Origin of the sequence: Streptomyces roseus, assembly GCF_001044425.1 — a bacterium.
GTDB lineage: Bacteria > Actinomycetota > Actinomycetes > Streptomycetales > Streptomycetaceae > Streptomyces > Streptomyces roseus.
The window spans coordinates 68,567-90,554 of the sequence record NZ_LFML01000111.1 but is presented as its reverse complement, the minus strand read 5'-3'; the positions used below and the strand labels follow the sequence as shown (position 1 = coordinate 90,554).

16 protein-coding genes and 1 tRNA gene are annotated in these 21,988 nt (G+C 72.0%); 7 read left to right on the top strand and 10 right to left on the bottom strand.

Going from position 1 to position 21,988, the window contains the following annotated elements:
- Positions 1–144: 144 nt before the first annotated feature.
- Positions 145–2,913: a phosphoenolpyruvate carboxylase gene (gene ppc, locus ACS04_RS25710; RefSeq protein WP_048479138.1), complete on the top strand. Its 2,769-nt coding sequence runs from the start codon at positions 145–147 to the stop codon at positions 2,911–2,913.
- A 99-nt stretch (positions 2,914–3,012) separates the two neighbouring features.
- Here ppc and pth read toward each other — a convergent pair whose 3' ends face one another.
- From pth to ACS04_RS25680, 6 genes are all read right to left on the bottom strand, one after another.
- Complete coding sequence (gene pth, locus ACS04_RS25705; protein ID WP_048479137.1) at positions 3,013–3,603, bottom strand: aminoacyl-tRNA hydrolase; 591 nt, start codon at positions 3,601–3,603, stop codon at positions 3,013–3,015.
- A gap of 90 nt (positions 3,604–3,693) precedes the next feature.
- Positions 3,694–4,281: a 50S ribosomal protein L25/general stress protein Ctc gene (locus ACS04_RS25700; RefSeq protein ID WP_048479136.1), complete on the bottom strand. Its 588-nt coding sequence runs from the start codon at positions 4,279–4,281 to the stop codon at positions 3,694–3,696.
- A 179-nt stretch (positions 4,282–4,460) separates the two neighbouring features.
- Entirely contained in the window at positions 4,461–5,438 is a 978-nt protein-coding gene (locus ACS04_RS25695) for a ribose-phosphate diphosphokinase (protein ID WP_048479135.1), read from the bottom strand.
- A 145-nt stretch (positions 5,439–5,583) separates the two neighbouring features.
- Entirely contained in the window at positions 5,584–7,029 is a 1,446-nt protein-coding gene (glmU, locus tag ACS04_RS25690; RefSeq protein WP_048479134.1) for a bifunctional UDP-N-acetylglucosamine diphosphorylase/glucosamine-1-phosphate N-acetyltransferase GlmU, read from the bottom strand.
- 110 nt (positions 7,030–7,139) lie between these two features.
- Positions 7,140–7,211 (bottom strand) — tRNA-Gln (locus ACS04_RS25685).
- A gap of 29 nt (positions 7,212–7,240) precedes the next feature.
- Positions 7,241–8,131, bottom strand: a complete 891-nt coding sequence (locus ACS04_RS25680; RefSeq protein ID WP_048479133.1) for a hypothetical protein — start codon at positions 8,129–8,131, stop codon at positions 7,241–7,243.
- Between the two features lie 132 nt (positions 8,132–8,263).
- Here ACS04_RS25680 and ACS04_RS25675 point away from each other — a divergent pair, with 132 nt between their 5' ends.
- Positions 8,264–9,562, top strand: coding sequence for a sensor histidine kinase (locus ACS04_RS25675; protein WP_048479164.1), 1,299 nt, complete (start codon positions 8,264–8,266; stop codon positions 9,560–9,562).
- A gap of 48 nt (positions 9,563–9,610) precedes the next feature.
- On the opposite strand, the gene ACS04_RS25670 is transcribed toward ACS04_RS25675, so the two are convergent.
- Together ACS04_RS25670 and ACS04_RS25665 are read right to left on the bottom strand one after the other, a co-directional pair.
- Positions 9,611–10,123, bottom strand: coding sequence for an SUKH-3 domain-containing protein (locus tag ACS04_RS25670; RefSeq protein ID WP_048479132.1), 513 nt, complete (start codon positions 10,121–10,123; stop codon positions 9,611–9,613).
- Positions 10,124–10,134: 11 nt separating this feature from the next.
- Positions 10,135–10,731, bottom strand: a complete 597-nt coding sequence (locus tag ACS04_RS25665; protein WP_078865328.1) for a YwqJ-related putative deaminase — start codon at positions 10,729–10,731, stop codon at positions 10,135–10,137.
- 230 nt (positions 10,732–10,961) lie between these two features.
- Between ACS04_RS25665 and ACS04_RS25660 the strand changes: the two genes are divergently transcribed.
- The 3 genes from ACS04_RS25660 to ACS04_RS25650 all read left to right on the top strand — a co-directional run bounded on the left by ACS04_RS25660 (position 10,962) and on the right by ACS04_RS25650 (position 15,413).
- A complete protein-coding gene (locus ACS04_RS25660; RefSeq protein ID WP_063839305.1) occupies positions 10,962–11,957 on the top strand; it encodes an SMI1/KNR4 family protein in 996 nt (331 codons plus the stop codon).
- Between the two features lie 7 nt (positions 11,958–11,964).
- Positions 11,965–14,397, top strand: a complete 2,433-nt coding sequence (locus tag ACS04_RS25655) for an SUKH-4 family immunity protein (protein ID WP_048479130.1) — start codon at positions 11,965–11,967, stop codon at positions 14,395–14,397.
- Positions 14,398–14,531: 134 nt separating this feature from the next.
- Positions 14,532–15,413, top strand: coding sequence for a coiled-coil domain-containing protein (locus ACS04_RS25650; protein ID WP_245236544.1), 882 nt, complete (start codon positions 14,532–14,534; stop codon positions 15,411–15,413).
- An 88-nt stretch (positions 15,414–15,501) separates the two neighbouring features.
- On the opposite strand, the gene ACS04_RS25645 is transcribed toward ACS04_RS25650, so the two are convergent.
- Together ACS04_RS25645 and ACS04_RS25640 are read right to left on the bottom strand one after the other, a co-directional pair.
- The gene (locus ACS04_RS25645) at positions 15,502–16,434 is read right to left on the bottom strand and encodes a hypothetical protein (RefSeq protein ID WP_245236543.1); all 933 of its coding nucleotides are present in this window, start codon (positions 16,432–16,434) and stop codon (positions 15,502–15,504) included.
- Between the two features lie 104 nt (positions 16,435–16,538).
- Positions 16,539–18,146, bottom strand: a complete 1,608-nt coding sequence (locus ACS04_RS25640) for an MFS transporter (RefSeq protein WP_483414641.1) — start codon at positions 18,144–18,146, stop codon at positions 16,539–16,541.
- Positions 18,147–18,519: 373 nt separating this feature from the next.
- Here ACS04_RS25640 and ACS04_RS25635 point away from each other — a divergent pair, with 373 nt between their 5' ends.
- Together ACS04_RS25635 and ACS04_RS25630 are read left to right on the top strand one after the other, a co-directional pair.
- Positions 18,520–19,296 carry an ABC transporter ATP-binding protein gene (locus tag ACS04_RS25635; RefSeq protein WP_398022480.1) on the top strand — a complete coding sequence of 259 codons (777 nt, stop codon included), beginning with the start codon at positions 18,520–18,522 and terminating at the stop codon, positions 19,294–19,296.
- Positions 19,297–19,352: 56 nt separating this feature from the next.
- Positions 19,353–21,878 (top strand): ABC transporter permease, encoded by a 2,526-nt coding sequence (locus ACS04_RS25630; protein ID WP_048479161.1) that lies wholly within the window; start codon positions 19,353–19,355, stop codon positions 21,876–21,878.
- Positions 21,879–21,988: the final 110 nt, after the last annotated feature.

Genomic DNA, 21,988 nt, shown 5'->3' with positions numbered 1-21,988 from the left:
GCACGGGCAGCCGAGCTGCGCACCAGGTGGGGGACACCCCCTGGACCCCTCCCGGTACCACCGGGCCCGGAGTCCGGACCCGTCCCCCGCGCAACCCGGAGCCCACCTCCCAGTAGCGCTCGAACACTGCAAGGAGCCGCACCTGTGAGCAGTGCTGACCAGGCCTCCTCCACCCCGGCCAAGGCCCCGGCCACCGCCGTCACCGCCGCCAACGCGGAGCTGCGCGCGGACATCCGCCGCCTCGGCGACCTCCTGGGCGAAACCCTCGTCCGCCAGGAAGGCCAAGAACTCCTCGACCTCGTCGAACAAGTACGCGCCCTCACGCGCACCGACGGCGAAGCCGCCGCAGCACTGCTCGGCGACACCGACCTGGAGACCGCCGCCAAGCTCGTACGGGCCTTCTCCACCTACTTCCACCTCGCCAACGTCACCGAACAGGTACACCGCGGCAAGGAACTGCGCGCCCACCGCGCCACCGAAGGCAGCCTCCTCGCCCGCACCGCCGACATGCTCAAGGACGCCGACCCCGCGCACCTGCGCGAGACGGTCAAGAACCTCAACGTCCGCCCCGTCTTCACGGCGCACCCCACCGAAGCGGCCCGCCGCAGCGTCCTCAACAAGCTGCGCCGCATCGCGGCCCTCCTGGAAGAACCCGTCGCCGGCGCCGGCGAACGCCGCCGCCACGACCTGCGCCTCGCCGAGAACATCGACCTCGTCTGGCAGACCGACGAACTGCGCGTCGTGCGCCCCGAACCCGCCGACGAAGCCCGCAACGCCATCTACTACCTCGACGAGCTGCACGCCGGCGCCGTCGGCGACGTACTGGAAGACCTCGCCGCCGAGCTCCAGCGCGTCGGCGTGGAGATCCCCGCCGGCACCCGCCCGCTCACCTTCGGCACCTGGATCGGAGGCGACCGCGACGGCAACCCCAACGTCACCCCCGACGTCACCCGCGACGTACTGATCCTCCAGCACGAACACGGCATCACCGACGCCCTCGAACTCGTCGACTTCCTGCGCGGCCTCCTGTCGAACTCCATCCGCTACACCGGCGCCACCGAGGAACTCCTCTCCTCCCTCCAAGCCGACCTCGAACGCCTCCCCGAGATCAGCCCGCGCTACAAGCGGCTCAACGCCGAGGAGCCCTACCGCCTCAAGGCCACCTGCATCCGGCAGAAGCTCGTCAACACCCGCGAGCGCCTCGCCAAGGGCACCCCCCACGAGGAAGGCCGCGACTACCTCGGCACCGCCGAGCTCCTCACCGACCTCACCCTCATCCAGACCTCCCTGCGCGAACACCGCGGCGCCCTCTTCGCCGACGGCCGCATGGACCGCACCATCCGCACCCTGGCCGCCTTCGGCCTCCAGCTCGCCACCATGGACGTCCGCGAACACGCCGACGCCCACCACCACGCCCTCGGCCAGCTCTTCGACCGGCTCGGCGAGGAGTCCTGGCGCTACGCCGACATGCCGCGCGACTACCGGCAGAAGCTCCTCGCCAAGGAACTGCGCTCGCGCCGCCCCCTGGCCCCCACCCCCGCGCCCCTCGACGCCGCCGGACACAAGACCCTCGGCGTCTTCTTCGCCATCAAGGACGCCTTCGAGAAGTTCGGCCCCGAAGTCATCGAGTCCTACATCATCTCGATGTGCCAGGGCGCCGACGACGTCTTCGCCGCCGCCGTCCTCGCCCGCGAGGCCGGCCTCATCGACCTCCACGCCGGCTGGGCCAAGATCGGCATCGTCCCCCTCCTGGAGACCACCGACGAACTCAAGGCCGCCGACGTCATCCTCGACGCCATGCTCGCCGACCCCTCCTACCGACGGCTCGTCTCCCTGCGCGGCGACGTCCAGGAGGTCATGCTCGGCTACTCCGACTCCTCCAAGTTCGGCGGCATCACCACCAGCCAGTGGGAGATCCACCGCGCCCAGCGCCGGCTGCGCGACGTCGCCCACCGCTACGGCGTCCGCCTGCGCCTCTTCCACGGCCGCGGCGGCACCGTCGGCCGCGGCGGCGGCCCCTCGCACGACGCCATCCTCGCCCAGCCCTGGGGCACCCTCGAAGGCGAGATCAAGGTCACCGAGCAGGGCGAGGTCATCTCCGACAAGTACCTCGTACCGTCACTGGCCCGCGAGAACCTGGAACTGACCGTCGCGGCCACCCTCCAGGCATCCGCCCTGCACACCGCCCCCCGCCAGTCCGAGGACGACCTCGCCCGCTGGGACGCGGCCATGGACACCGTCTCCGACGCCGCCCACACCGCCTACCGCCAACTCGTCGAGGACCCGGACCTGCCGGCGTACTTCTTCGCCGCCACCCCCGTCGACCAGCTCGCCGACCTCCACCTCGGCTCCCGCCCCTCCCGGCGCCCCGACTCCGGCGCCGGCCTGGACGGACTGCGCGCCATCCCGTGGGTCTTCGGCTGGACCCAGTCCCGCCAGATCGTCCCCGGCTGGTACGGGGTCGGCTCCGGCCTCAAGGCCCTGCGCGAGGCCGGCCAGGGCGACGCCCTCACCGAGATGGGCGAGCGCTGGCACTTCTTCCGCAACTTCCTCTCCAACGTCGAGATGACGCTGGCCAAGACCGACCTGCGGATCGCCCGCCACTACGTCGACACCCTCGTACCCGACCACCTCAAGCACGTCTTCACCCGCATCGAGGCCGAACACGAGCTCACCGTCCGCGAGGTCCTGCGCATCACCGGCGGCCACAAGCTCCTGGACTCCAACCCGGTCCTCCAGCAGACCTTCGCCGTCCGCGACGCCTACCTGGACCCGATCTCCTACCTCCAGGTCTCCCTGCTCGCCCGCCAGCGCGCCGCCGCCGCCCGCGGCGAGGACGCGGACCCGCTCCTGGCCCGAGCCCTGCTGCTCACCGTCAACGGCGTGGCCGCGGGCCTGCGCAACACCGGCTGACCGAAGGACGTACGAAGGCCCCCGCCATCCGGACCGGACGGCGGGGGCCTTCGCACACCCGGCGGACGGGAGCCACGGCGCGGGCGGGGACGGAGGCGGTCAGGAGTTGTACGCGGACTGGGCCCGCTCCAGACCCTCCGCGATCAGACACTCCACCGCATCCGCCGCCCGGTCCACGAACCAGTCCAGCTCCTTGCGCTCCGTGGACGAGAAGTCCTTCAGCACGAAGTCCGCGACCTGCATACGGCCCGGCGGACGCCCGATGCCGCACCGCACCCGGTGGTACTCCGCACCCATCGACTTCGTCATCGACTTCAGACCGTTGTGCCCGTTGTCCCCGCCGCCCAGCTTCAGCCGCAGCGTCGGATAGTCGATGTCCAGCTCGTCGTGGACCGCCACGATCCGCTCCACCGGCACCTTGTAGAAATCGCGCAGCGCCGTCACCGGCCCGCCCGACAGGTTCATGAACGACATGGGCTTCGCCAGCACCACCCGGCGGTTCGCCGGCCCCGGCGGACCCATACGGCCCTCGACCACCTGCGCCCGCGCCTTGTGCGCCTTGAACTTCCCGCGCATCCGCTCGGCCAGCAGGTCCACCACCATGAACCCGATGTTGTGGCGGTTGCCCGCGTACTCCGCCCCGGGGTTACCGAGGCCGACGATCAGCCACGGCGCAGCGTCGTCCGACATCCATGCTCCTTAACGAGGACGACCGCCGTCCCGCTCCCAGTGGAGCCGGACGGCGGTCGATCAGCAAGTGCTGAGGGGGAGAGGCGAGGCTCAGGCCTCTTCGCCCTCGGCGGCCGTCTCGGCGGCCGGCTCCTCGGCCTGCGGGGCGACGACCTGCAGGACGGCGGTCTCGCCGTCGACGGCCAGCGTGGTGCCGGCCGGCAGGACCAGGTCCTTGGCGTGGATCGAGGCACCGGCCTCGAGGCCCGCGATGGAGACGGTGACCTCGGTCGGGATGTGGGTGGCCTCGGCCTCGACCGTGATGGTGTTGAGGAGGGTCTCCAGCATGTTGTTGCCGGGGGCCAGGTCGCCCTCGGTGACAACGGCGACCTCGACGGTGACCTTCTCGCCCTTCTGGACGATCAGGAAGTCGACGTGCGAGATCGAACGCTTCAGCGGGTGCTTCTGGACGGCCTTCGGGATGACCAGCTCGGTGCCGCCGCCCGCGATGTCCAGGGAGATCAGGACGTTCGGGGTACGCAGCGCCAGCGCCAGGCCGTGGCCCTCGACGTTGACGTGCTTCGGGTCGTTGCCGTGGCCGTAGATGACACCGGGAACCATGGCGTCGCGACGGGCCTGGCGGGCAGAGCCCTTGCCGAAGGTGGTGCGGAGCTCGGCGGAAAGCTTGACCTCGGACATGCTCACTCCTCGTGGGGTGACGGAAATCGGACAACGGTCACCCGGCCTGAACGGCCTGCTACGAAGAGCGCGTCGATAACGGAGCGCCGACACCGAAAAGGTGCGGCCTCCCTCGCCGAGCAACTCGTGGAGTCTACCCGGCGCGGAGGCCGCACCCAAAAGGATCTCTGCGCTACCGGTTACTGCTGCTCTTCGAACAGGCTCGTGACCGAACCGTCCTCGAAGACCTCGCGCACCGCACGCGCGACCATCGGGGCGATCGACAAGACCGTGATCTTGTCGAGCTCCAGGTCGGACGGGTCCGGCAGGGTGTTCGTGAAGATGAACTCACTGACCTTCGAGTTCTTCAGACGGTCCGCCGCCGGCCCCGACAGGATGCCGTGCGTGGCCGTCACGATGACGTCCTCCGCGCCGTGCGCGAACAGCGCGTCGGCCGCGGCGCAGATCGTGCCACCCGTGTCGATCATGTCGTCGACCAGGACGCAGACGCGGCCCCGGACCTCACCGACGACCTCGTGGACCGTCACCTGGTTCGCGACGTCCTTGTCACGCCGCTTGTGCACGATCGCCAGCGGCGCGTCCAGACGGTCGCACCAGCGGTCCGCGACGCGCACACGGCCGGCGTCCGGAGAGACGATCGTCAGCTTCGAACGGTCCACCTTCGCGCCCACGTAGTCCGCGAGGACCGGCAGCGCCGACAGGTGGTCCACCGGACCGTCGAAGAAGCCCTGGATCTGGTCCGTGTGCAGGTCCACCGTCAGAATGCGGTCCGCACCCGAGGTCTTCAGCAGATCGGCGACCAGACGCGCCGAGATCGGCTCGCGACCCTTGTGCTTCTTGTCCTGACGGGCGTACCCGTAGGACGGGATGATCACGGTGATGGAGCGTGCCGACGCGCGCTTCAGCGCATCGATCATGATCAGCTGCTCCATGATCCACTTGTTGATCGGAGCCGTGTGGCTCTGGATCAGGAAGCAGTCCGCGCCACGAGCCGACTCCTGGAAACGAACGTAGATCTCACCGTTCGCGAAGTCGAAAGCCTTGGTCGGCACGAGGGCGACGCCCAGCTGATGCGCAACCTCCTCGGCCAGCTCGGGGTGGGCGCGGCCGGAGAAGAGCATCAGCTTCTTCTCGCCGGTCGTCTTGATCCCGGTCACAGCACAGTCTCCTCAGACGTGTTGAAAGCTGCTCGCCCCCGTGTGCGTCCGTCCCGCACACGGTGAGCCAGCCGAATTGCGTGCACCTATCACGGTACGCCCTGCCGGGCCCACCTGTTTCCGGTCAGTTCACCTCAACGAGGCCTCAGCGGGGGTCGGAATCCTCCGAAACCACCGACTGCGCCGCCGTCGCCGCGGCACTTCCCGGACGCTTCCGGGCCACCCAGCCCTCGATATTGCGCTGCTGGCCACGCGCCACGGCCAGCGCACCGGCCGGCACGTCCTTCGTGATCACCGAACCGGCCGCCGTGTACGCGCCGTCCCCGATCGTGACGGGCGCCACAAACATGTTGTCCGAACCCGTCTTGCAATGTGAGCCGACGGTCGTGTGGTGCTTGTGCTCACCGTCGTAGTTCACGAACACGCTCGCCGCGCCGATGTTCGTGTACTCGCCGATCGTCGCGTCCCCCACGTACGACAGGTGCGGCACCTTCGTGCCCTCGCCGATCGTCGCGTTCTTCATCTCGACGTACGTACCCGCCTTCGCCTTCAGGCCCAGGTTCGTCCCCGGACGCAGGTACGCGTACGGACCCACGGACGCCGACTCGCCGATGACCGCCGTGTCCGCGACCGTGTTGTCCACGCGCGCCCGCGGGCCCACCCGCGTGTCCTTCAGCCGCGTGTTCGGACCGACCTCGGCGCCCTCGGCCACGTGCGTCGCTCCGAGCAGCTGCGTACCCGGGTGGACCAGCGCGTCCTGCCCGAAGGTCACCGTCACGTCGACGAACGTGCTCGCCGGGTCGACGACCGTCACGCCCGCTAGCATCGCCCGCTCCAGCAGGCGGGCGTTCAGCAGCGCGCGGGCCTCGGCGAGCTGGACGCGGTTGTTGATCCCGAGGATCTGGCGGTGGTCCGCGCCGACGGCCGCGCCGACGCGGTGGCCGGACTCGCGCAGGATGCCGAGCACGTCGGTGAGGTACTCCTCGCCCTGGCTGTTGTCCGTGCGCACCTTGCCGAGCGCGTCCGCGAGGAGGGCGCCGTCGAAGGCGAAGACCCCGGAGTTGATCTCCCGGATCGCGCGCTGGGAGTCGGTGGCGTCCTTGTGCTCGACGATGGCGGTGACGGCGCCGGCGCCGTCCCGGACGATGCGCCCGTAGCCGGTGGAGTCGGGGACCTCGGCGGTGAGCACGGTGACGGCGTTGCCGTCGGCCACGTGCGTGGCCGCGAGCTGCCGCAGGGTCTCCCCGGTGAGCAGGGGGGTGTCGCCGCAGACGACGATCACGGTCCCGTCGACGGCGCCGCCGAGCTCTTCGAGGGCCATGCGGACGGCGTGTCCGGTGCCGTTCTGCTCGTACTGGACGGCGGTGCGGACGCCGGCGTCGATGCCGGCGAGGTGCGCGGTGACCTGCTCACGGGCGTGGCCGACGACGACCACGAGGTGTTCGGGGTCCAGCTCGCGCGAGGCGGCGACGACGTGGCCCACGAGCGAGCGCCCGCAGATCTCGTGCAGAACCTTGGGAGTGGCCGACTTCATGCGGGTGCCTTCACCCGCTGCGAGTACGACGACGGCTGCCGGGCGGTTGGCGCTCACGGGGATGCCCTTCGGCTTCGGGTGGTGGACCCGTGAAGGATACCGGGGGGCCGCACCCCGGAAACGAAGCCGGGTCCCGACCGTGGAGGTCGGGACCCGAACGCGCTTTGCTCCCCTGCCAGGACTCGAACCTGGAACAAGTTATCCAAAGTAACCCGTGTTGCCGATTACACCACAGGGGATAGCAAAGCTGGCCAAACCGGACATTCGGTTACTTGGTCAAACCAGCGGACCCCACTATGCCGCACCAGGCGCCCTCAATGCGACGGTACAAGTCGCAACTGGCGGAGACGCGGACGATGAGGCATCCCCGGTAATCCGTGCCGGTGTTCTTGCGGACGGTCTTCGGGTTGTGCTTCTTGAGGGTGGTCCTCTGCAACTCGATCGGTCGCACCCCGACGAAGTCGGCCCAGTACTGCTCGGCGCCCTCCACGTCTGCGGATTCGTGGATCATGACGCGGAACTTGAGGCGTTCGCGGGGGATGTCCATGAGTCGAAGCCATGCCAGGTATACGCCGATGACGCCCGGGTCGCTGTTGATGAAGGTGACGGTCTCGCTGCGCCGGTACGCCTTGCTCTTGGAGCCTTCCGCCCAATAGAGGGCGACACCTGTGAGGAAGAGGTCGCGATCGCTGAGCGGGCCGATCTCCTGCCTCGCCGCTTCGACGGCCGCGGCCCGCGCCTCCTCGCGGCGCGGGGCCTCATGGGCCCAGCGCTTGAACGCGGCGTCCCGACCTTGCTCGGTGGGGGAGCGGTGGTCGACCTTCGGCAGGTCGCGGACCCAGAGGGAGATCGAGCTCTTCGAGCAGCCCAGCTCGACCTGGATCCGGTCGTAGGTCATGCCCTGGAGGCGGAGTTCGCGGGCCCTGGCGCGCAGGTCGTCCTTCGCGTTCGGGCGCTTGGTCCATTCGGGGGCGGGCTCGCCCTCCAGGAGGCGGTTCAGGATGTCGTTGTTGTGGACGTGCAGGCGGTCGCGGATCTGGCGGCGGCTGAGGCCCTCGCGGCGCAGCGCCACCGCCTGCTCGCGGAGGGCTTCGTAGGTCGCGGCTCCGGTGTGCAGGCCGCCTGTGCCGTCGCCGGGGCGACGTCGGATTTCGGTCATGTCCCCCAATGTCGTCCGGAATGTGGGATTCAGGTCTCGCTCTGCGGATGAATCAGCCGTACGTGCGATTACCTCGGGATCGCCGGAATTCCGTTCGCTTGTGTGCTGGGGGCCCTGCGTACGCTGGACGGCATGACCAGTACGGGGGAAGAGCGGGGCGGAGCCGGGCGGGCCGGGCCCTGGTGGTGGGAGCGGCCTCGGGGGGCCGTGCTCGATGTGGGGCTGGCGGCCGTGTCGGCCGTCGAGTGCGCCGTCGAGGGGGTGCCCTTCGCGCACGAGGCCGGGCTTCCGGTGCCGGTCGGGGTGCTGTTCGGGCTGCTGGTGGGGTCCACGCTCGTACTGCGGCGGCGCTGGCCGATCGCCGTGGTGCTGGTCGGGATCGCCGTGTCGCCGGCCGCGATGGGCTTCCTGCTCGGGGTGGTCGGGCTGTACACGCTCGCCGCCTGTGAGGTGCCCCGGCGGATCACCGCGACGCTGACCTCGCTGGCGCTGCTCGCGACCCTCGTGGTGATGTACGTGCGGACCACTGGGGACCAGGGGGCCTCGCAGTCGCTCGTCATCGTGCTGTCCGTGTTCGTGGCGGTGGCGCTGACGGTGCCGCCGGTGCTGCTGGGCCTGTACATAGGGGCGCGGCGGCGGCTGATGGAGAGCTTGCAGGAGCGGGCGGATTCGCTGGAGCGGGAGCTGTCCCTGCTCGCGGACCGGGCGGAGGAGCGGGCCGAGTGGGCCCGTACGGAGGAGCGCACGCGGATCGCGCGGGAGATGCACGACGTGGTGGCGCACCGGGTGTCGCTGATGGTGGTGCACGCGGCGGCGCTGGAGGCGGTCGCGGCCAAGGATCCGGAGCGGGCGGTGAAGAACGCCGCGCTGGTGGGGGACATGGGGCGCCAGGCGTTGACGGAGTTGCGGGAGATGTTGGGTGTGCTGCGGGCGGCGGAGTCGCCGAAGCGGGCTCCCGCCGTCGCGCCTTCGGCCGCGGTGGCGACGGTGGCCGCGCTGGTGGGGAGCTTCGAGGACGGTCCGGGGCCCTCGCTGGGCGAGTTGGAGGCGCTGGTCGGGCAGTCGCGGGCGGCCGGGATGGGCGTGGAGCTGGATGTCCGGGGCGCGGGGGCGGGGGCCGGGTATCCGGCGGAGGTGGAGCAGACGGCGTACCGGGTGGTGCAGGAGGCGCTGACGAACTGCCACAAGCATGCGCCGGGGGCGCGGGTGGTGGTGCGGCTGGCTCATCGGGAGGGTGAGGTGGCCATGCAGGTGGAGAACGGGCCGTGCGGGGCGGACGTGGTGCAGCCGGGTCTGCCCAGTGGCGGGAACGGGCTGGTCGGCATGCGTGAGCGGGTGCTCGGCCTGGGGGGTGTCTTCGTGTCGGGTCCGACGGAGGAGGGCGGCTTCAGGGTGTCGGTGGTCCTGCCGTGCGTTCCGCGCGGGGCGTAGGGCGGCCGGCGCGGAACGCGGCAGCGGGGCGCGGGTCTCGGTCGTTTCCTAGGGGGCCGTGGTGAGGCGGGTGGGTTGGAGGCCGGTGAGGAGGAGGGTGAGGGCCTCGTCCAGGTCGGTGCCCAGGTACCAGTCGCCGGTGTGGTCGATGCCGTAGACGCGGCCTTCGCGGTCGATGGCGAGGTGTGAGCCGGTGTCGGCGTCGATGCCGAGCGGGCAGAGTTCGCTGGACAGGGCGCGGCCGAGGTCGGCGAAGGTGCGGGCGAGGTGGAGGCCCGTGAGGGGGTCGAGGCGGACCGGGGTGGGGGCTATCTGGCGGCCGGGGCCGGGCGCCGTGATGTGGAGGCCGCCGAATTCGGCCCAGGCTTCGACGGCGGCCGGGAAGACGGTGTGCCGGTGGCCGGCGGGGGTGGTGTGGTCGCGCAGGGCGTCGGCCCAGTACTCGGCCTGCTTGATGTCCCAGCGGCCGGGTTCCCAGCCGGCGGTGCGCAGGGCGGTGTCCACGGGGCCCGGGAAGCGGGTGGCCGAGGAGCGGTCGTAGGAGGCGGCGGAGGTGGTCATGGTGGCGGAGGTCAGGCCTTTTCTGACGCGGGGGTGAGGTCGACGGCGCGTACGCCGAAGTGGGCGAGGAGGGCTTCGCAGGAGCGGCAGGGGGGTGCGTAGCTGCCGTGGAGCGGGTCGCCGTCCTCGCGGATGTGGCGTGCGGTGATCTTGGAGTGTTTCAGGGCGCGGCGGGCTTCGCTCGCGGTGAGGGGTTTGCGGGAGGCGCGTTTGCTGCGGGCGCCTTCGACGGTCGCGAGGTGGCGCGAGAGCAGGATCGCCTCGGGGCAGCGGCCGGTGAAGCGTTCCCGTTGGCCGCTGGTGAGGGTGTCGAGGAAGTCCTGGACGAGGGGGTGCAGGGCGGGTGGCTGCTCGGCTTTGCCGGCGGTGCCGGTGAGGGTTTCGCCGCGTACGGAGAGGGCGGCGGCGACGGTGGGGAGGATGCCGTCGCGGCGGAAGCGCAGGACGGGTGCGGTGGGTCGGCCGTCGGTGCTGGTCCAGCGCAGGCGGGGGTCTCCGGGCGGGACGGCTGTCCCGGTCCGCGTGTCTGCCGTCGGGTCGGTCTGGTCGCCCGGTGCCGGTCCTGAGGCGCCGTCGGCGGTGTCCGTGCGTGTCGCCGTGTTCTGCATGGTCGCGTCTTCCCTCCCGTGGCGGCGGTGGTGGCCGCTGTCGCGCACGCCCCCGTGCTGAGGGGACAGCCTGTCAAATGTCCCCTGTCGTGTGGAAGCGGGGTCGAATATTCGTATCAATTCGGATGTTCCCGGCCGTCGTGTGGGTGCGGGGGTCGCGGTCGGGTGAGGCTCTTGCCCGACCGCATAGGCTGTGGTGAACCAGCCAGATCCAGCAGGGGGCTACCGCCATGACGACAGGTCGGCTCGGGCAGCAGGCCGCGCCACCCAACGCCGCGTACTCCGGGCAGGTCGTGCATTTCCCGGACCCGGTCCGGGCCGCTCGGCATCCCCACGGGGTACGGATGGATGCGGACGGACATCCCGACTTCTCCCCGTACGCACGCGCGGCGGTGGAGATCGCCGAGCCGCCGGAGGGTTTCGGCGTGGACGAGCTGCGGCTGACGGACTGCGTGTCCGCGAACGCGGCGATGCACGCGGCGGGGCATGCGCTGTGGGACACCGTCGGCCCGGTGGCGACGCCGCACGGCTGGACCTGGCACCACGTGGCCGGGACGCGGCGCATGGAGTTGGTCCCGGTCGAGGTGAAGGCGCTGCTGCGGCATCACGCGGGGCTGGCGACGGCTCCGGTCGACCACGGCAAGCGCGGGACGCGGCCGTTGCAGGAGTTGCGCCCGGTGCACCTGGGGCTGCCGAAGACGGTGGTGTCGGTTTCCGAGGAGGCGGTGCAGGGCGTCGAGGAGGATCTCGGGTACCGGCTGCCGGAGGCGTACCGCGCGTTCCTGAAGGCGGCGGGCGGTTGTGCGCCGGTGGGTGCCGGGCTGGACGTGGATCTGGGTGTGCTGGTGGACCAGCCGTTCTTCACGGTGCGCGAGGAGGCGGCGGTCAACGACCTCGTGTACGTGAACAAGTGCCTGCGGGACCATCTGACGAAGGACTACCTGTGCGTGGCTTTCGTGCAGGGCGGTCTGCTCGCGCTGAAGGTCAAGGGCGAGGCGATCGGCTCGGTCTGGTTCTCCCCGTACGACGACGCCCGCGACCGGGACGGCTGGTCCGTGCAGGAGCGCGTGGAGCGTCTGTTGCTGCCGTGCGGTGCCGATTTCGATGCCTTTCTGGAGCGGTTGGCGGGTAATCCGCCGGAGTTGGAAACGGTGGCCGGTCTGATGGTGGACGGCGGATTCGCACGCTCGGTTCCCGTGTCCGGTGCGGCACCGGTGGAGGGGTGACGGCGCGATGGTGACGTTTGCGCAGGCGCAGGAGCGCGCCGAGGAGTGGATCAACGGGGACGTGCCGGCGTACCAGCACCGGGAGGTGCGCGTACGGGAGTTCGGGCTCGGGTTCGTGGTGTGGGCGGAGGACCGCGCGGCCGGTCCGGTGTCCGGTGGCGGCCGGCAGCGGCTGGTCATCGCGCGGGACAGCGGTGAGGTGACGTTGTGGCCGGGTCTGCCGGTGGGTGAGGTGATCCGGCGGTACGAGGAGGAGTACGGGGTCGCGGCCGCGCAGGTGGCGGAGCCGTCGGTCCCGACGCCGCGGATCGATTCGGAGCAGACCTCGTTCATGCTGAGTCCGCCGGAGTGGCTCCAGGAGGCGGCGGACCGGGCGGGGATCCCGCCTGCGCCGACGCCGCCTCCCGCGGTGGCCGACGGGGCGGAGGCCGCAGGGCCGGAGGCCGACGGGGCTGAGGCCGTGCCGGTTCCGGAGCCGGTGGTCGCGTCCGCTCCGGCCCCCGGGCCCGGGGAGGCGGTTCCGCTGCGCCGTGAGGTGCCGTACGAGCCGACCAACGACGGGGTCCCGGCCGGGGCCACGCCGTGGGCCGGGACCGATGTGAACCCGGGTGGGGACGACGTGTCCGTACCGCTGCCCGCGACGGTGTTCGCGCCGCCGCTGTCGGGCTCGGACCTGGACGACGTGGCGCCGCCCTCCGGTGTGGCCCCGGAGGCCAAGACCGCGCTGATTCCCGGGGGCAGCAGGCTCCCGAAGACGGCGATCGCCCCCGCGCTGGACCTCGGGTCCGCCGCGGGTGAGGGTCCGGATTCCGGGTCGATCGCCGATGCGCCGACGAGCAAGGCCCAGGTCTCCCGGCCGGGCGCGGCGCCCGCCACGCCGCCCGGTCCGCCGGGGGCTCCGGGTTCGCTGGGGCGCGGGTTGGATCATGCCGCGACGATGTTGGCCGGTCCGGCGGTGACGGGTCAGCCGCCCGCGCCTCCGGGTCCGCCGGGTGCTCCCGGTGCTTCGGGTGCGGGTCGGCCGCCGGCTCCGCCCGGTCCGCCGGGGGCTCCGGGTTCGCTGGGGCGCGGGCTGGATCATGCCGCGACGATGTTGGCCGGTCCGGCCGTGACGGGTCAGCCGCCCGCGCCTCCGGGTCCGCCGGGTGCTCCCGGTGCTCCGGGTGCGGGTCGGCCGCCGGCTCCGCCCGGTCCGCCGGGGGCTCCGGGTTCGCTGGGGCGCGGGCTGGACCATGCCGCGACCATGTTGGCCGGTCCGGCCGTGACGGGTCAGCCGCCCGCGCCTCCCGGCCCGCCCGGTGCCCCCGGCGCGCCCGGGGGCGGGCTGGACCACGCCGCGACGATGCTGGCCGGTCCGGCGGTCACGGGTCAGCCGCCCGCGCCCCCCGGCCCGCCGGGGCAGCCGCAGGCCGGTCCCGGTCCCGTTCCCGGTCCCGCGGCGCAGCCCCCGGTGCCCACCGGCGCGCCCACGGTCGGCCCGGGTTACCAGGCCGTACTGCGCTACCGCGCGCCCGACGGCTCCGAGCAGCAGCTCATCCGGCGTTCGGCGCCCGGTACCCCGCACCCCGAGTGGCAGATCCTGTACGAGCTGCGCGCGATGAACGTGCCGCCGCAGCAGGTGCTGGAGCTGCACACCGAGCTGGAGTCCTGCGAGCTGCCCGGCGGTTACTGCGCGCGGATGATCCGGGAGACCTGGCCGCAGGTCCGGATCACGAGCGTGGCCCCGTACGGCAAGGACCACGCGGGCCGTCAGCAGGGCATGAGGCATCTGCTGACCCATCAGGGTGAGCTGCACCAGGTGGCGGACGGTCCGGCGCGCCCCGCGCCGGTACGGGCGCCGCTCCAGCAGGTGCCGCTCCAGCCGGCGATCCCGCTGGACGCGATCGGCGCGGAGCTGGCCGGGGCGTTCGGCCCGCAGGGCGTGTTCCGCTTCGATCAGCGGGCGGTGTCGCGCCAGGGTGTGCCGGAGATCGTGGCGCAGACCCTGGTGTGGGCGGGTCTGCCGGTGGACTTCGGGCCGTTCTTCTGGGCGCAGGCGGTGCCGGGTCAGCCGGTGCCGACGCTGGCGGAGCTGGCGGCGCAGCGGCAGGTCCAGCCGGCGTCCGACGCGGGCTCGTACCTCGTGGTGGGCAGCGACTTCGGCAAGGCGCTGTGCGTGCAGTACGGGACGGCGCACATCGTGGCGGTGCCGGTGGAGGCCGGTCCGGGCGGTGCTCCGGTGCCGCCGCAGTTCGTGAATTCCAGCCTGCCGCAGTTCGCGCGGTCGCTGGCCATGCTGGGTCACATGTGGCGGCTGCGCCAGCATCTGACGCCGGAGCAGGCGGGCCGCTGGACCGTCGATTTCCAGACGAATCTGGCGGGGCTGGACAGTGCGGCGCTGGCGTCGCCGGAGAGCTGGTGGTCGGTGCTCCTGGAGCAGATGTGGGACGGGTTGCTCTGATCGGATGATCGGGCGGATGGCCGGGCCGGGACCCTCATAGGGGGTACCGGCCCGGCCATTCCGGCTTCTGGTCGCAAATGGCGCATCCTTGACGGGAATCCCCCCGAGAGAGGCGCTTCAGGATGACTGCACCCATGTCACCTCACGGACCGGGTTTCGCGACCGTTCGGGGTCGCGGCTACCGCGTGGAAGAGGTCGACCGGTATCTGGCCCGGCTCTCCGGCAGCCGGGACGAGGCGTGGGAGCGGGTCGCGCGGCTGACGGTCCTGGCGAAGCGGATGGAGGAGGAGGCGGGGCGGCTGCGCGAGGCCGTGGCGGCGCTGGCCCCGCAGACGTACGACGAGCTGAGCGAGCGGGCGCGGCGGATCCTCCTCCTGGTGGAGGAGGAGGCGGACGCCGTGCGGCGCGACGCGCGCGCGGACGCGGTGGACGCGATGGGCGCGGCCGAGGCGTACGCGGACCGGGTGGCGGAGCTGGCGCGGGGCGACGCGGAGGCGGTGCGCGAGCAGACGGAGGTCCGGGCGCGCCAGGGGCTGCTGCGGGCGGGGCGGGAGGCCGACGCGATCCGGGCGGAGGCGAAGGACGACGCGGGGGAGTGGCGGGCGCAGGCGCAGGCGGCGCTGACGGAGATGCGGCGCCGGTCGGACGCGTTGCTGGCGGACCGCGAGCAGGAGCACGTGGAACGCTGGGACGCGGCGGAGCGGGAGCTGGCGGCCCGGGAGGCGGATCTGGAGGCCCGGCTCGCGGAGTTGGAGCGGTACGCGGAGGTCCGGCTGGCGGAGGCGCGGCGCGGGTACGCGGAGGCGGAGGAGTCGGCGCGGCACGGACAGGAGGATGCGCAGGCGCGGGCGGCGGAGCTGCTGGCGGAGGCCAGGGTGGCGGAGGAGCGGACGGCCCGGGAGACGGAGCGGATCCTGCGGGAGCACGGGGAGGCGCAGGACGAGATGCGGGCGCACATGAACCACGTCCGCTCCAGCCTGGCGGCCCTGACGGGCCGGGCCCCGGCCGAGGGGTGACGGGCCGCCCGGGCGGAGGTCTGTCGTCCGCCCGGGACCGCGGCCCGGGCGGCAGGTCCGGCCGCGGGACTTCGGGGTGCCCGTCCTTTCAGCCCGCGGGCTGCTGCGCCTGGCCCGCGGCCGGCACCGCGGCCGGCGTCGGTGCCGGTGTCGGTGCCGGTGTCGCGGGTACCGGTACCGGTGCCGGTGTCAGGGGCGGGACGGGGGCCGGAGCGTGGTGGTACGGGTCGCTGCGCAGACCGCGCGAGGTGACCACCACCGTGAACGCGGCGGGCGCCCCGGTGGCGGGGAGCTGCGCGCTCAGGGTGCCGGTCGCCGGGTCGTAGCCGGTCGGCAGCGCGGTGGAGTCGAGCTCCACCCGGGCCTCCGGGCCGAAGCCGCCGCCCTCGACGACGAGCACGGCGGCGTCCACCGTGACGCGCGTGATCACCGGATTGGCCCGTGTGGCCATCTTGTTGACCAGGTAGGCCCCGGCCGGGGCGCCCGTCAGCGCCCAGATCTCGGCGGGGAGGCGGGGGAGGCCGCCGCCCACGTCGGCGAGGAAGAACAGCACCACGTAGAGCATGGTGACCGCGCTGAGGGCCACGTACTGGAGGTCGACGAGGTCGGTGCGGCCGCCGTCGTTCGCGATCAGCTCGCGCAGCGGACGCCGTCCGGAGCGGGTGGGCTTCGGGGCGGGCTTGGCCATGGTGCCGTTCTCGACGCGGATGCCGACGACCGTCTTGGCTCCGATCATCGCCACGTACGGGCCTCCGAGGAGCGGCAGGTACACCGTGGTCAGGGAGGACAGCGGGCCGTGCTCCCCGGCGAACCAGCCGATGCCGCCGCCCGCGGTGAGCCCGTACGCGAGGATCGTGAGCAGGAGCCAGACCAGGATCACCGTCCAGGCCAGGGCCAGGGTGGTCGAGGTGGAGAGGCGGCCGTCGCGGCCGGTGACGAGGCCCGGACGGTGGCGCAGCCGCAAGGCCGTGGGCCCGGCCAGGGCGGCCCGTAAGGCGAGTGCGAAGAGTGCGGAAGTCATGTCGTCCCCCCGGAGCGGATCCCGGCGGCGGAACGCCGGGATGCAGGACTCCGAGTCCTACTCCGTTGACCGGGGTCATGACAAGCGGGACGGGCCGGGGCGGACTACGTGTCGGCGTGGCGCCCTTCCTGGTGCTCCTCCAGTATCGGGAACCGGCGCGGGGCCATGAGCAGCAGGACGAGCAGTGCGGCCACCGCCGCGGCGGTCGCGCCGAGGAAGATGTGGTCGACGGCGGCGGCCACCGACGCGCGCAGGTAGTCGGCCGCGGCGGTCGGGAGCAGCTGCGGGCGGTCGAGGGCCTTGGAGACGTCGTCGAGGTGGTCCGGCAGCCCGGACATCGGGGCGTGGGCCAGCCGGGCGGCGATCGTCGCGTTGGCGACGGCCCCGAACAGGGCGGCCCCCAGGCTCTGCCCGACCTGGCGGCAGAACAGCACCGAGGCCGTGGTCGTGCCGCGCTCGGACCAGCCCACGGTGGACTGGACCCCGACGATCAGCGGCAGCTGGAACAGGCCGAGGGCGGCGCCCAGCAACAGCATGACCAAGGTGGGCTGCCAGGGCCGGGCGGGGTAGGGCAGCAGGGTGAACGCGAACAGGATCGCGGCGGCCAGCGAGATCCCGACGGCCGCGGAGTTGCGGAAGCCGATGCGCCGGTAGACGTGCTGGCTGAAGGCGGCGGAGGCGGGCCAGGTCAGGGTCATCGCGGACATGACCAGCCCGGCGCTGACCGGTCCGAGGCCGAGGACGGACTGCGCGTACGTGGGGACGAAGACCAGCGGGGCGACCATGAGCAGGCCGAGCGCACCGAGGGCCAGGTTGACCGCGGCGATGGTGCGCCGGCGCCATACCCATCCCGGGATGATCGGTTCTGCGGCCCTGCGTTCGATCCGGACGACCAGGGTCGCCAGGACGGCGCTCGCGCCCAGGAGTCCGAGGGAGGGTGCGGACAGCCAGGGCCAGGCGACCCCGCCCTGTACGAGGGCGAAGAGCAGCAGGGCGCCGCAGGCGAAGACCGCGAGGGCGCCGGCCCAGTCGACGGGGCCGCGGCGGCCGGGGGACCGTACGGGCTCGACGAGGTGGCGGGCGAGCATCCACAGGGCCAGGCCGCCGAGCGGCAGGTTGATCAGGAAGATCCAGCGCCAGTCGGCGTACGAGGCGATGAGGCCGCCGAGAGCCGGGCCGGCCACGGCGGAGGCCGCCCAGACGGAGGACATCCGGGCCTGGATCCGCGGGCGGTCCTTGAGCGGGTACAGGTCGGCGGCCAGGGTCTGCACCGTGCCCTGGAGGGCGCCGCCGCCCAGCCCCTGGACGAGGCGGAAGGCGATGAGGGCGGCCATGTTCCAGGCGAGGGCGCACAGCAGTGAGCCCACGACGAACAGGGCTGTGCCGAAGAGGAGCACGGGCTTGCGGCCGAAGGTGTCGGAGAGCTTGCCGTAGACGGGGAGGGTGACGGTGACGGCGAGCAGGTAGCCGGCGAAGAGCCAGGAGAAGACGGAGAAGCCGCCGAGGTCGCCGACGATCTGGGGCACGGCGGTGGAGACGATGGAGCTGTCGAGGGCGGCGAGTGCCATCGCCAGCATGAGGGCGGTGACCAGCGCGGTACGGGGGGTCCGCCCGCCGGTCGCCGAAGCGGCTCCGGACCCGGAGGCCGCCGCCTCCCCGGTGCGTTCGCCCGTGCTCTCCTCCGCGCCCACCAAGATCCTTTCATCGTGCACGCATCTGCGGGGAACACCTTCTCATCGCGGGGTATCCGGCGGTATCCCCCCGGTGTCCCCCAGAAGTGATCCGCCAAAGGATGCAGAACCCCTAGGGGTTGCTCCTCACATCGGCCCAGGGGCCGTTCGTCCCGGCGGAGGAGGAGGACGGCCGGATGAGGTCCTTAACTGGTTCCTACGGGCGGGGTGGGGTTAACCCCCCTGCGGATACGGCGATGGGCACCAGGGCGCCGGCCGCCTCCGCCGCGCAGACTTCACGACGGCAGGACAGCCGGATCCGGCCACATGCGTGGCCGCGCGAAGCGACGCATCGAAGCAACGCACCACCGGCGCGAGCAGCACATCTACGAGGGGAAGCACCGTGACAACGGCTATGACCGAAACCAGGCACGGGGGTACTGGAGGGCATGAAGCCGTCGCGGCCCGGGCGCGCAAGGTCGTCAAGGCCTACGGCGCCGGGGAGACCCGCGTGGTCGCCCTCGACGAGGTCGACGTGGACATCAGGCGCGGCCAATTCACGGCGATCATGGGCCCCTCCGGCTCCGGCAAGTCCACGCTGATGCACTGCCTCGCCGGCCTGGACACGGTGACCAGCGGGCAGATCCACCTGGACGACGTCGAGATCACCGGGCTGAAGGACAAGAAGCTCACGCAGCTGCGCCGCGACCGGATCGGCTTCATCTTCCAGGCCTTCAACCTGCTGCCCACGCTCAACGCCCTGGAGAACATCACGCTCCCCATGGACATAGCGGGCCGCAAGCCGGATGCGCAGTGGCTGAACCGGGTTGTGGAGACGGTGGGTCTGGCGGGGCGCCTCAAGCACCGGCCGACCGAGCTGTCCGGCGGCCAGCAGCAGCGCGTGGCCGTCGCCCGCGCCCTCGCCGCCCGCCCGCAGATCATCTTCGGCGACGAGCCGACCGGAAACCTGGACTCGCGGGCCGGCGCCGAGGTCCTCGGCTTCCTGCGCCGCTCGGTCGACGAGCTGGGTCAGACCATCGTGATGGTCACGCACGACCCGGTGGCCGCCTCGTACGCGGACCGCGTGATCTTCCTGGCCGACGGCCGGATCGTGGACGAGATGTACGGGCCCACCGCCGACGGGGTGCTGGACCGCATGAAGGACTTCGACGCGCGCGGGCGGACCTCGTGAGCGCGGGCACCGTACTGAAGACCTCGCGGCGCAACTTCGTCGCGCACAAGGGGCGGATGGCGCTCTCGGCCGTCGCCGTCCTGCTCTCCGTCGCCTTCGTCTGCGGCACCCTGGTGTTCACCGACACCATGAACACCACCTTCGACAAGCTGTTCGGCGTCACCAGCGCCGACGTCACGGTCAGCGCGAAGGGGGCCAAGGACGCGGAGGACAACCCGAACCGCGGCAGGCCCGAGGTGCTGCCGGCCTCGGCCGTCGAGCAGGTGGCGAAGGCCGAGGGCGTCAAGAGCGCCGAGGGCGGCGTGGTCTCGATGTCGGTGACGGTGGTCAACGCCAAGAACGAGAACATGGGCTCGACCACCGGCGCGCCGACCATCGCGGGCAACTGGAGCGACAACGAGCTCAAGTCGATGAAGATCACCTCCGGCCGGCCCCCGCGCGGCCCGACCGAGGTGATGGTCGACGCCGACACCGCGAAGAAGCACCACCTGGAACTCGGCGACGAGCTGCGCACCATCGCCATCACCGGGGACGTCCGCGCGAGGATCAGCGGCATCGCCGCCTTCACCGTGACCAACCCGGGCGCGGCGATCGTCTACTTCGACACCGCCACCGCGCAGGAGAAGCTGCTCGGCGGCCCCGGCCTCTTCACGCACGTCAACGTCGACGCCAAGGACGGCGTCAGCGACGAGCAGCTGAAGCAGAACGTCGCCAAGGCCGTCGGCGCGGACACGTACAAGCTCCAGACGGCCAAGGAGTCCGCGGACGCCAACCGCAAGGACGTCGGCTCCTTCCTCGACGTCATGAAGTACGTGATGCTCGGCTTCGCCGGGATCGCCTTCCTCGTTGGCATCTTCCTGATCTTCAACACCTTCTCGATGCTGGTCGCCCAGCGCACCCGCGAGATCGGCCTGATGCGGGCCATCGGCGCCGACAGCGGCCAGGTGCTCAAGTCGGTGATCGTCGAGGCCTTCCTGCTCGGCCTGGTCGGCTCGGTCCTCGGGGTCGGGGCCGGCGTGGGCCTGGCCGTCGGCCTGATGCAGCTCATGGGCCAGATGGGCATGCACCTGTCGACCGATGACCTGACCGTCGCCTGGACCACCCCGGTCGTCGGCTTGGTGCTGGGCATCGTCGTCACCGTCGTCTCGGCCTTCATCCCCGCCCGCCGGGCCGGCAAGGTCTCCCCGATGGCCGCCCTGCGCGACGCCGGCACCCCCGGCGACCGCAAGGCCGGCCGCATCCGGGCCTCCCTGGGCCTGGTCCTCACCGGCATCGGCGGCGCGGGCCTCTTCCTCGCCGCGGCCGCCGACAAGGCGGCGGCCGGCTCGCTCTGGCTCTGCCTGGGCGTGCTGTTCACCCTCATCGGCTTCATCGTGATCGGCCCGCTGCTCGCCGGCCTCGTGGTCCGCATGCTCTCCGGCATCGTCCTGCGGCCCTTCGGGTCCGTCGGCCGGCTCGCCGAGCGCAACGCGCTGCGCAACCCGCGCCGCACCGGCGCCACCGCCGCCGCGCTGATGATCGGACTGGCCCTGGTCGCCTGCCTGTCGGTGGTCGGCTCCTCGATGGTGGCCTCCGCCACCGAGGAGCTCGACAAGACGGTCGGCGCGGACTACATCGTCCAGTCCCAGACCGGCCAGCCGATCATGCCGCAGGCCGAGCAGGCGCTGCGCGCCACCGGGAACCTGGCCCACGTCACCGCCTACCGGGAGGTCGAGGCGAAGATCACTGCGCCGGACGGCTCCGTCAAGGACGGCGGCATCAGCGTCACCGACCCGACCTACGCCCAGGACGTGCGGCGCAAGATGATCGCCGGCGAGCACGCGGCGGCGTACGGCGACGGCGCGATCTCGGTCGGTTCGCTCTACGCGGACGAGCACCACGTCAAGGTCGGCGACGAGCTGACGGTCGCCTTCACCGGCGGGCGGACCACCCCGCTCAAGGTCGCCGCGATCACCTCGGACGAGGGCAACCTCGACAAGGGCGCGATGTACGTCAGCACCGCCACCGCCGAGCGGTTCCTGCCGGCCGACCGGATGCCGCGGCCGTTCATGCTGCTGGCCAAGGCCGCCGAGGGGAAGGCGGACGCCGCGTACGGGGCCGTCAAGGACGCGCTCGCCCAGTACCCCCAGTACGCCGTGCAGAACCGGGCCGACTACAAGCAGACCCTCAAGGACCAGGTCGGCCAGCTGCTGAACATGGTCTACGGGCTCCTCGGCCTCGCGATCATCGTGGCGGTCCTGGGCGTCGTGAACACCCTGGCCCTCTCGGTGGTCGAGAGGACCCGCGAGATCGGCCTGATGCGCGCCATCGGCCTCTCCCGCCGCCAGCTGCGCCGCATGATCCGCCTGGAGTCCGTGGTCATCGCCCTCTTCGGCGCCCTGCTGGGCCTGGGCCTGGGCATGGGCTGGGGAGCCACCGCCCAGCAGCTGCTCGCCCTGCAGGGCCTGAAGGTGCTGGAGATCCCCTGGCCGACGATCATCGGCGTCTTCGCCGGGTCGGCCTTCGTGGGCCTGTTCGCCGCACTGGTCCCGGCCTTCCGGGCGGGGCGGATGAACGTACTGGACGCGATCGCGAGCGAGTAAGGGGCTCCGCGTTCGTTCGGGGGACCGCCGGCCCCGGCCTGCCCTTCGGGGCCGGCCGGGGCCGGCGGCCGTTCACAGGGCGCTGCGGCACTCCGGCACTGCGGTGCGTG